The sequence below is a fragment of the Desulfovibrio sp. 86 genome, assembly GCF_902702915.1.
Lineage (GTDB): Bacteria > Desulfobacterota > Desulfovibrionia > Desulfovibrionales > Desulfovibrionaceae > Desulfovibrio.
This window is the reverse complement of record NZ_LR738849.1, coordinates 2,100,889-2,110,000: the sequence shown is the minus strand read 5'-3', so window position 1 is coordinate 2,110,000 and position 9,112 is coordinate 2,100,889. Positions and strand designations below refer to the sequence as shown.

11 protein-coding genes (1 of these 11 cut by a window edge) are annotated in these 9,112 nt (G+C 60.9%); 2 read left to right on the top strand and 9 right to left on the bottom strand.

The features are described from left to right. Window positions 1–404 carry the beginning of a LysM peptidoglycan-binding domain-containing protein gene (locus tag DESU86_RS08595; protein ID WP_179980677.1) on the bottom strand. It extends 1,489 nt beyond the left edge of the window, so 404 of the gene's 1,893 nt are visible here — the first part of the coding sequence; it begins with the start codon at window positions 402–404; its stop codon lies off the left edge, out of view. 134 nt (window positions 405–538) lie between these two features. Here DESU86_RS08595 and DESU86_RS08590 point away from each other — a divergent pair, with 134 nt between their 5' ends. Continuing rightward, window positions 539–1,339 (top strand): TrmH family RNA methyltransferase, encoded by an 801-nt coding sequence (locus DESU86_RS08590; RefSeq protein WP_179980676.1) that lies wholly within the window; start codon window positions 539–541, stop codon window positions 1,337–1,339. Window positions 1,340–1,686: 347 nt separating this feature from the next. Here the strand turns inward: DESU86_RS08590 and fliQ are convergent, their stop codons facing one another. From fliQ to era, 7 genes are all read right to left on the bottom strand, one after another. After that, window positions 1,687–1,956: a flagellar biosynthesis protein FliQ gene (fliQ, locus tag DESU86_RS08585; protein ID WP_179980675.1), complete on the bottom strand. Its 270-nt coding sequence runs from the start codon at window positions 1,954–1,956 to the stop codon at window positions 1,687–1,689. Between the two features lie 77 nt (window positions 1,957–2,033). Next, on the bottom strand, window positions 2,034–2,717 hold the full coding sequence (gene fliP, locus DESU86_RS08580) for a flagellar type III secretion system pore protein FliP (RefSeq protein ID WP_442873489.1): 684 nt from the start codon (window positions 2,715–2,717) through the stop codon (window positions 2,034–2,036). Window positions 2,718–2,760: 43 nt separating this feature from the next. Continuing rightward, entirely contained in the window at window positions 2,761–3,417 is a 657-nt protein-coding gene (fliO, locus tag DESU86_RS08575; RefSeq protein ID WP_232088306.1) for a flagellar biosynthetic protein FliO, read from the bottom strand. Beyond that, complete coding sequence (fliN, locus tag DESU86_RS08570) at window positions 3,410–3,985, bottom strand: flagellar motor switch protein FliN (protein ID WP_179980673.1); 576 nt, start codon at window positions 3,983–3,985, stop codon at window positions 3,410–3,412. The genes fliO and fliN overlap by 8 nt, the downstream gene beginning before the upstream one ends. Window positions 3,986–4,064: 79 nt before the next feature. Next, complete coding sequence (locus DESU86_RS08565) at window positions 4,065–4,718, bottom strand: flagellar basal body-associated FliL family protein (RefSeq protein ID WP_179980672.1); 654 nt, start codon at window positions 4,716–4,718, stop codon at window positions 4,065–4,067. Window positions 4,719–4,868: 150 nt separating this feature from the next. Continuing rightward, on the bottom strand, window positions 4,869–5,600 hold the full coding sequence (locus DESU86_RS08560) for a YggS family pyridoxal phosphate-dependent enzyme (protein ID WP_179980671.1): 732 nt from the start codon (window positions 5,598–5,600) through the stop codon (window positions 4,869–4,871). Window positions 5,601–5,602: 2 nt separating this feature from the next. After that, complete coding sequence (gene era / locus DESU86_RS08555) at window positions 5,603–6,526, bottom strand: GTPase Era (protein ID WP_179980670.1); 924 nt, start codon at window positions 6,524–6,526, stop codon at window positions 5,603–5,605. 274 nt (window positions 6,527–6,800) lie between these two features. On the opposite strand from era, the gene DESU86_RS08550 reads away from it, so the two are divergent. Further along, on the top strand, window positions 6,801–7,298 hold the full coding sequence (locus DESU86_RS08550; protein WP_179980669.1) for a VUT family protein: 498 nt from the start codon (window positions 6,801–6,803) through the stop codon (window positions 7,296–7,298). A gap of 227 nt (window positions 7,299–7,525) precedes the next feature. On the opposite strand, the gene DESU86_RS08545 is transcribed toward DESU86_RS08550, so the two are convergent. Next, entirely contained in the window at window positions 7,526–9,112 is a 1,587-nt protein-coding gene (locus DESU86_RS08545) for a c-type cytochrome (protein WP_179980668.1), read from the bottom strand.

The following is a 9,112-nucleotide window of genomic DNA, read 5'->3' as shown; positions in this document are numbered from 1 at the left end:
ATGGCAAGGTAGGCCAGTTCCTCAGGAATGCCGCGCGAACGGAAAACCTGGCGCGAATAGCTCAGATATCCTTCGGCCCTTTTGGAGAACACGCAGACGGAATTGCGCCCCTTGTGCAGATAATACTTGTACTGCCGGGTCACGTCGTCCATGGCTTCGGGGGGCACGCTCTTGTCCACCTGGCCCGTGGACTGGAGCGCCGCCAGTTCTTTGCCGCTCAAGGGAGTGGGGTCGTCATCGGGGACAGAAAAGGAAACGCCGCGACCACCAGAGTCGCCACTTTGCCGCGAGGCGCAGCCCCCGGCCAACATGAGGCAACAGGCAACCGCCAGCACGCACAGGCGCAACCCTACGGTACCACCCTTGCGTCCTTGTGCGGCAATGTCCATACTATACTCCGTCATGGCTTCTCCTCGTCCGCCCGGCTTGCCAGGAGCCGGGAAGATGCGTACACAGCCGATGACTGTGGACGCCCTTTTCCTCATAATTTTTACCTCGGCAGCTCATGGCGGCCGTGTCACTCCGCGCGGAGGCGCGTATGCATACCCAATCCGAAGACGCCCCTCTTCTGCCGGGGCTCAAGCCCGTGCTGGAACTGTTGTCCAGCGACCCGCAGCGCATTGACTGCGTGTTTTGCAAAAAGGGGCTTCGCGGCCCCGAGGCCCGCGAAATGCAGAACCTCTGCCGCAAAAACGACGTGCGTTTCACGCTGGTGGAACAGGCCGTTCTCGACCGCCTGTGCCGTCCTGCCAGTGGCGGCAACCGTGAGGCGGGCCGGGACGCCGTCAGTCACCAGGGTGTGGTGGCGCGCCTTTCTGTCACCAGCTTCTGCGAGCTTGAAGACATTTTTGCGAGCCTGGAGCAGGCGCCCCTGCCCATAGTCCTGGCCCTTGATCAGGTGCAGGACCCCGGCAATGTGGGCACGCTCTGCCGCACCCTTTACGCCCTGGGGGGCGCGGGCATCATTCTGCCCCGCCACAACAGCGCCTATCTGGGCCCTGCCGCCCGCCGCGCCGCCGCCGGAGCCCTGGAGCATCTGCCCGTGGCCCGCGTGACAAACCTGGGGCATGCCCTGGACAGCGCTGAAGAGGCCGGACTGACCATTTACGGCGCAGGCGGCCAACCCGGATCCGGGAGTCTTGACGCCTTTGCCGAGCCCATGCTTCTGCCCGCCATTCTGGTGCTGGGCAACGAAGACAAGGGGTTGCGGCCAGGCGTGGCCAAGCGTTGCGCGCATATGCTGCGCATACCCCTGGCGCGGACTTTTGATTCGCTCAATGTGGCCCAGGCCGGGGCCATTCTTCTGGGACTGGCGGCATCCGTACGCGCCAAATCCTGAAGGCGCCGCAGGGCCGGGCGCGGCCATTCTGGCGCGCGCCCCACGCAAAAAACCGGGATGTTTCTTCCGCTTTGACAAAGCGCACGATCTCCAACCTACACAAGGATGGAGCGACAGACAATACAAAAAGGAAATGTCCACGACATTTCCTTTTTGTATTGACCTGCAGAGTCTTTCTGTATTTTCTCTAGACTTAATACTGTTCTCTATATTCCTTGCTGCAATTACGTCTTTTTGTACATCGTACCGTTTATACGAGTTCCGATACATGGTGCAGTGACCGCTTCGTTGGGCAATGGAAAAATTCCTTGCCTCTGGTGATGGAATTGCAGAAGAACAGCATCAGGCTACCGTACATAATTGGGGATATTGATAAACACGTCGCGCGTGAAGGTTATCATGCGCTCCATGAGCCACGGCAGGGCCACAAGCAGGGCCAGAAACATGCAGACTATCTTGGGAATAAAGGTCAGGGTCATTTCCTGAATCTGAGTTGCGGCCTGAATGACGCTCACAAGCACACCCACCCCCAGACCCACCGCAAGCATGGGCAAAGCCATCATGAGACACAGTTCAATGGCCTGACGGCCAAAACCGATGACAAAATCAGGAGACATGGGCCTACCCTCGCGGAAAAAATTGACACTGCCAACAACTGGCTCTCTATACTTACAAAAATGATGCCAGACCTGCGTCAGAGCAAAAAGCTGTTGACCAGCGATCCCACCAGCAGGTTCCAGCCGTCAACCATGACAAAGAGCAGCAATTTGAACGGCATGGAAACCATCATGGGGGGCAGCATCATCATGCCCATGGCCAGAAGCACGCTGGAAATGACCATGTCCAGGACGAGAAAGGGAATGTAGATGAGAAAGCCGATGGTAAAGGCCGTTTTCAGCTCGCTGATGACGTAGGCCGCCGCCAGCAGCATGGTGGGAACCTCCTCCTTGCTCTTTGGGGATTCCATCTTGCTGATGGAATAGAAGATGGAGAGGTCTTTTTCGCGCGTATGTTTGAACATGAAGGTGCGCAGAGGAGCCTGCGCCTTGTCCAGCGCCTCTTTGTAATCCATGCGTTCGCTGAGATAGGGCTGCAGGGCATCGTCGTTGATCTGCTTGCCCACGGGATACATGATGACCACCGTCATAAAAATGGCGAGGCTTGCCAGTATCTGGGTAGGCGGCAATTGCTGCACGCCCATGGCCTGACGCAGAAAGCTGAACACGATGATGATGCGGGTAAAGCTGGTGACCGTGAGCATGATGGCGGGAGCCACCGAAAGGACGGTGAGCAGAAAGAGAATTTCCAGCAGCACCGAGACTTTTTCCGGCGATTTCGCGCCGCCGGCAAGGCTGAGCTGCAAGGTGGGCATGGCCATGTCCTGGGCGGCATGGGCCAGATGGGGCAGCAAAAGAAGAATACTAGCGGCTGTCAGTACTGCGAGCGGCTTCTTCCATGATATGTTTGAAATCTTTGTCCTGCGGCTCATGCTGCGCCTGCTCCTCTGTCAGAAGGGTTATGTGCTGGTCGGTCACTCCCAGCAACAGCCTTCTATTCAAGAAGCGTACCACCATAAGCCCTTTGCGGGGCCCCAGCGGCAACTGCGCCTCCATCACCAGAGCGCCCTTGGGCAGCGCCCCCGGACGCGGCAGAAAATTGAACTTGCCAAAGCGGCGCACCACCCAGACCACCAGCCACAGCAGGGCCACCAGCAAAAACAGTATGCCCACGGCCTGCGCGTAGCCGCCCCAGGAAAAGGAGCTTCCCCCAAGGCCCGTGCCGTGTTCAGCAGCCCTGGCCGCAGCCTGCCCGGCCAGACCGCCGTCAAGGTTGTCAGCAAGGGTGTCGGCAAAGCGGCCCGCCGCCTGCGCGGCAGCGCCAAGCCCCTGGCGCGTCAGCTCAACGGCGTTTTCCACAACTTTGTCCAGCCCGTGCGGCAGCGCTGCCGCACCCTGCTCCACCACGCCGCGCACCGCCTGCCCCGAACCGCCCGCTTCTGCGGGCAGCGACGAAGTGACGGGGCCGCCCGCAGCGGCCAAGACTGCGGCATGTTCTGCGGCATGTGCAAGACTAGCCAAGCTGTTTCACCCTTTCAATGGGACTGATGATGTCGGTAAGGCGCACGCCAAACTTTTCGTTGATGACCACGGCTTCGCCGCGCGCCACGAGTTTGCCGTTGACGTAGACTTCCAGCGGCTCGCCGGCGAGCTTGTTCAGCTCCACCACCGAACCTTGTCCCAGTTGCAGCAGTTCGTTGATGAGCAGCCGGGTGCGCCCAAGCTCCGCCGACACGTCCAGCGGAATGTCCAGAATAAAGTCCAGTTCCCGCTTGAGCTTGTTGTCGGCTGGCTGCCGGGCCATTTCCGTCATATCCTTGAAATGGGCCTCGGTCGCATGGCCGCCCATGCCAGCCCCGGCCCCGCCAAAGGACTGGTGCGCATGAGATTCCTCTTCCTGGGCCATGTTGGCGGCCCACTGGGCTGCAACCATCTCATCGGCCTGACGCTGCGCGTCGTCGCCAGCGGGCGGGGTTGCCGTCGGAGCGGCGGCCTCAGCCGTGCCGCCGGAATCTCCGGCTGCATCAGACTCCTTGGCGAGTTCGGCTTCCCACTGGGCGGCCAATTTGTCCTGATCTTCCTGCGACATGTGTCACCTCGTTGTCTTCCTGCCGCCGGACGAGTGCGCATCCGGGGCATTGGCCCAGCGGCGAAGCCGCGCAAAAAACCTATTCGACCACAAAGTCCGTAAAGTACACGCGGATAACGCGCTGTGCCCCAAGTATCTGGTTAAGGCGCGCCGCCACTTCGGCCTTGAGCAGCACCTTGCCGTCCGGGGTAGATATGTCCGCGTAATTCTTACCGGCAAGCAGCATGATGATGGCGTCGCGGATGCGGGCGTTGTTGGCCTGAAGGGCAGCCGAAACATCGGCGTTGACCTCCACCTCCATGCCCATCTTGAGATAGCGCCGCCCGGTAGGGTCTGACAGGTTGACGGTAATGGACGGCAGGGGCAGCACCATGCCGCCGCTGCGGGGCAGATCGCTTTGCCGCTCAATACGTCCGTCGCCTCCTGCTGCGCCCTGGCCGCCAGACTGGCCTTGTGCGGACAGTCCACCCTGGCCGCCCTGCCCACCGGCCTGGGACGAACCTGCGGGCTGGCCCGCAACGGCAGGCGCGCCAGCGGCATCGGACGCGGGAGCGCCCGAACTGCTGGAGGGCGTACGCAGATAGAGCCACCAGTAACCGCCGATTCCAGCGCCGCTCAAGGTCATGAGCAAGATCGCCAAAATAATGACTATTCGCTTGACCCGGGATTTTTTCTTGGGGCTTTCAACCGTCCCTTCGGGCAGGGCCGGGGCTTCTTTTTCCTTGGCCGCCATAATCAACTCCGTTGGCCTTTGCAGCGCCACGGCCATGCCGCGCCGCCGTCATGTTCACGGGAGGGGAGCGCCTTCGGAAAGCCCGAAGAGGCCCAAAACGCCGCTGCCCGCAAAACCGGCCTCAATGCCTGTTGCAAACTGTTGCAGACACTATGCCAGAGGCGGCGTTTTGGCCGGGCGCGGCCCGAAAATATCCGTGCCTATGCGTACCAGAGTCGCCCCTTCGGCCACAGCGGCCTCAAAGTCGCCGCTCATGCCCATAGAAAGAATGGGCAGAGGCAGGCCAGAATGCTGGCGCAGGCCGTCACGCAGTTCGCGCAGATGGGCAAAATGGGGACGGGCCGCGTCGCCGGCGTCAAAAACCGGGGGCAGGCACATGAGGCCCCGCACATCAAGGTGCGGGCATCTCTCAAGTACATAATCGGTCAATGCCGGCAAATCTGCAGGCATAAGGCCGCTTTTTTGCGGCTCGGAGGCGATATTTATCTCAAAAAGCACGGGCTGCCGCCCTTCTGCATCGAGCATGCGCTTTTCAAGGCCGTCCGCCAGTTTGCGAGAATCAAGCGTGTGTATGAGGACAAAGGCCCCGGCCACCTGCGCGGCCTTGCGGCTTTGCACATGCCCTATCATGTGCCAGCGGATGCCAGCGGCAAGAGCGGCGGAACCGGCGTCTGCCGCCAGATCTTCGCGCTTTTGCAGGGCTTCCTGCACATAGTTTTCGCCAAAGTCCACCTGTCCGGCGGCGGCCACGGCGGCCACGTCGCTCGCCGGGTGCAGTTTGGACACGGCGATGAGGGTCACATCCTGCCTGGGCCGCCCTGCGGCGGCGCAGGCGGTGTTCAGCCTGTCCAACACATGACCGTAACGCTCCAGCAGATCCATAGCTACTCCGCCATCATGCCGATGTCGCGCAAAAAGGCCGCGTCTTCAGTCCAGTGCTCGCGCACCTTGACCCAAAGTTCCAGATGCACCTTGCCGCCCACCAGAGTCTGAATGTCCTTGCGGGCCTCGGTGCCGATGGCCTTGATGGACTGCCCGGCCCGGCCGATGACCATGGCCTTGTGCATGGGGCGGGCCACGTAAATGGTGGCATGAATGACCGTCTGCCCGCGTTCCTCGTCTTCTTCCCAGTTTTCCACGTCAACAGCAACGGAATAGGGAACTTCCTGCCGCAGATGGAGAAAAAGCTTCTCGCGGATGATTTCCGCCGTCATGAAGCGCATGGGCGCGGTGGATATCTGGTCTTCGGGGAACTGGGCAGCCCCCTTGGGCAGCTTTTTATTGATCAGAGCCACAAGGTCGGTCAGGCCGTCCCGGCGCAGAGCGGACACGGGGAATATTTCAGCCTTTGGCCACATTTCGTGCAGCCGTGTCAGCAGCGGCAGCATGCGGCTTTTGTCGCTGAAAAGGTCCACCTTGTTGACCACCACGATCATCGGGCGCTCGTCACTGGCCAGAGCCTGAGCCACCGGGGCCAGATCGCGATCGAGGAATTCGGGGTGACGGATGTACAAATGGGCGTCCAGCACCGGCATGATGATGTCGGCCTGCCCGAGGCTTTGCCATACGGCCTGGATCATGGTCTTGCTCAGGCGGCCACGCACCTGGGTGAGACCGGGAGTATCCATAAAAATGATCTGGGATTCCGCATCGGTGTGGATGCCCACGATCTGATTGCGTGTGGTCTGCGGCTTGGGTGTGACAATGGTCACCTTCTGCCCGAGAATGGAATTGAGCAAAGTGGATTTGCCAGCATTGGGCGGCCCCATGAGCGCCACCCAACCGCAACGGTATTGCAGGTCGGTCATTACATCTCCTGGCCGAAGATCCGGCCTACGCTGCGCGCAAAAAGGCGCAGAATTTTTCTAGATACATACTAAACTGTTTTTCTGTCCCATATCCGCGCGCTGTGGTCAAGCCGCAAGCCTGGTCCACGGGGTCCGCCGCTCTGCTGCGAGTGCCTTTTGCCGCCCTCAAAACACAATCAATAGCAACTTGTTATGACATTTTCTCCACTGCGCTGCCGTGGTTTGCGGCCGCGCATCTCTTGACGGACATGCCGCCAGCGCTTACTCTCGCGCCATGTTTACTCTCTTTACCTACATGGCGCTTATTGTTGGCGTGAACTACGCCTTTGCCGTCACGCCCCTGATTGAACTGCCCAATGGCGAGTTGTGGGCCCCGCTGTCGCTGATAGTGGGCTTTATTTTCGTGGTGCGCGACTACGCGCAGCGCCGCGTGGGCCATCAGGTGCTGTGGGCCATGCTGGTGGGCTGCGTCATAAGCTGGTACATGGCCACCCCCCAGCTCGCGCTGGCCAGCGCCGCCGCCTTCGCCATGGGCGAACTGGGCGACTGGGCGCTGTTTACCTTTACCAACCGCCCGTTCTCGCAGCGCATACTTATTTCAAGCCTTGTGGGCGCGCCGCTGGACAGCATCGTATTTCTGCTCATCATCGGCCTTGCCACGCCCTGGTCCATCATAACCATGAGCGTCAGCAAACTGCTGGGCGCGCTGCTGGTCTTCTGGCTGGTACGCCGCCGCGAACAGCGCGAATACGCCATGGGGCTGGAGTCCTGAACCGAGCCACCGGGACAGCTTCTGCCGCCTCGCCAACCATTGCCATAAAAAACTGCCCGAAGGATGACGCCTTCGGGCAGTTTTCTTTTCTTTTTTGCGCGCTGTTGCAGCGACGCCCGGTACCAGTCTTCATGCCGATTCGCTGGCCTGCTTTCTGGCCCGCATGCTGGCCTGTTCACCGGGCCGTTGGCGGCTTTGCCGCCAACGGCCCGATATACTCAAAACGCTTACTTCACCACCCTGAAGGTATTGCTGATGACGGTCAGATCCTCCAGCACTTCCTGGGGCAAGTGGCGGAATGGCGGCATGACCGTGCCGGGATAGCCGTTGGTGATGACCTCAAGAGCGCGGGCATGGGTCACGGAGTACTGCTGCAAATCCGGCGGCGGGGGCAGCAGGGTATGCCCGAAAGCGGTGATCTCGCCCTCCACGCCGTGGCAGACCGAGCAGGTTTCAGCCCACACGATCATGGCGTCGCTGTCCGGCTCGCGGTCTGGCACATCGGTCTTGCCGAACATGTCAAAACGCTTGCCCATGGCGTCCAGCACCATCTCGATCTTTTCGCGGTCATACAGGCGGAAGTACGGCATGCCGGAACCGGGCACCCCGTCCCGCACAAGGGTGTAGACATACTCCCTGTTAGCCCGGATGTCGGCCACGTGCTCGGCGGGTATGATCAGCTGCCTGGCTGCGGGGCCGTCGCCCTTGCCTTCCAGACCATGACAGGGCGCGCAGGCCTGATCGTAAATGACGTCGCCGTTGTCATACACGGTCTTGAGCTTGAAGGCGTAGGCGTCCAGCGAGGGCTGGCGGAAGGGGCCCATGGTCTTGGCCCGCTCGGCACGGTAGGCGTCGTTGGCGGCCTGAAGAGGATTCATGGCTCCGTCCTGTATGAACTGGCGGCCCACCAGCATGGCCGCGAAGGCCAGGGGCAGCAGCCAGAGCAGACTGCGCGGCGCGGGCAGGGGCACGGGCCTTGGGGCCGGATCCGAAGCGGACTGACGGGGACGCAGCACCCACAAGACCAGCAGGGCGGCCGTCGCGCCCACCGTAAGCGCCGCAACGATGATCCAGGTAAGTTCGGCGGCCACGGTGAACAGCAGCGGTATGCCTATGAGAATCTGCGCCAGGGTCGCGCCGAAAATCCAGTTCCGCAGGCGCGGAGTTTTCTCCGGATTGTTCCTTGTGGAGAAAAAGAGCTGAAATGCCGCGCCAAGCACAAGAGCCGCGCCGATAACATGCAGATAACGCAACAGCCAGTGCGGCCCCAGCGCGGGCAAGTTGGCGAAATCCTGTCCGCCCGACTGCCCGAACCGGGCCCACAGGGCATGCCGCTCCATCAGCGCCAGCGCCCCGGTAAAGATGGCGGGCACCGTAAGCAGGGCTCCCACGCCGATGACGCCGCAGGCCATGGCCAGCCAGGTGCGGCTCGTCATTGAATGGTTAAAGCCGTCAATGAGCAGAAAGGCCACGATCAGCAGGGGTATCACCGCCAGCCACGCATAGGCGAAAAGACCCGTGGCGGTGAAGAAGGAGTAGGAATAGCGAATCTGTATGAGCAGCAGAGGCGCAATGCCAAGCACCACAGCCAGGCTTTTGAGTCCCAGATGGGTGTGCAGGAACTTGCTGTTCCAGTGCTGCCCCGGCTGGTCATTGTCCAGCCAGTCCTGCAAAAAGAACACAAATCCCAGCACGGCCGTGCCCACAATAAGCAGGGCAAACAGCAGGTGCAGGCCAAAGGTCACGAAAAGCAGGCCGTTGAGCCAGCCCTCGGGCAGGGGATGCAGGAGGAAGAGATCTGTCCATTTGTTCAT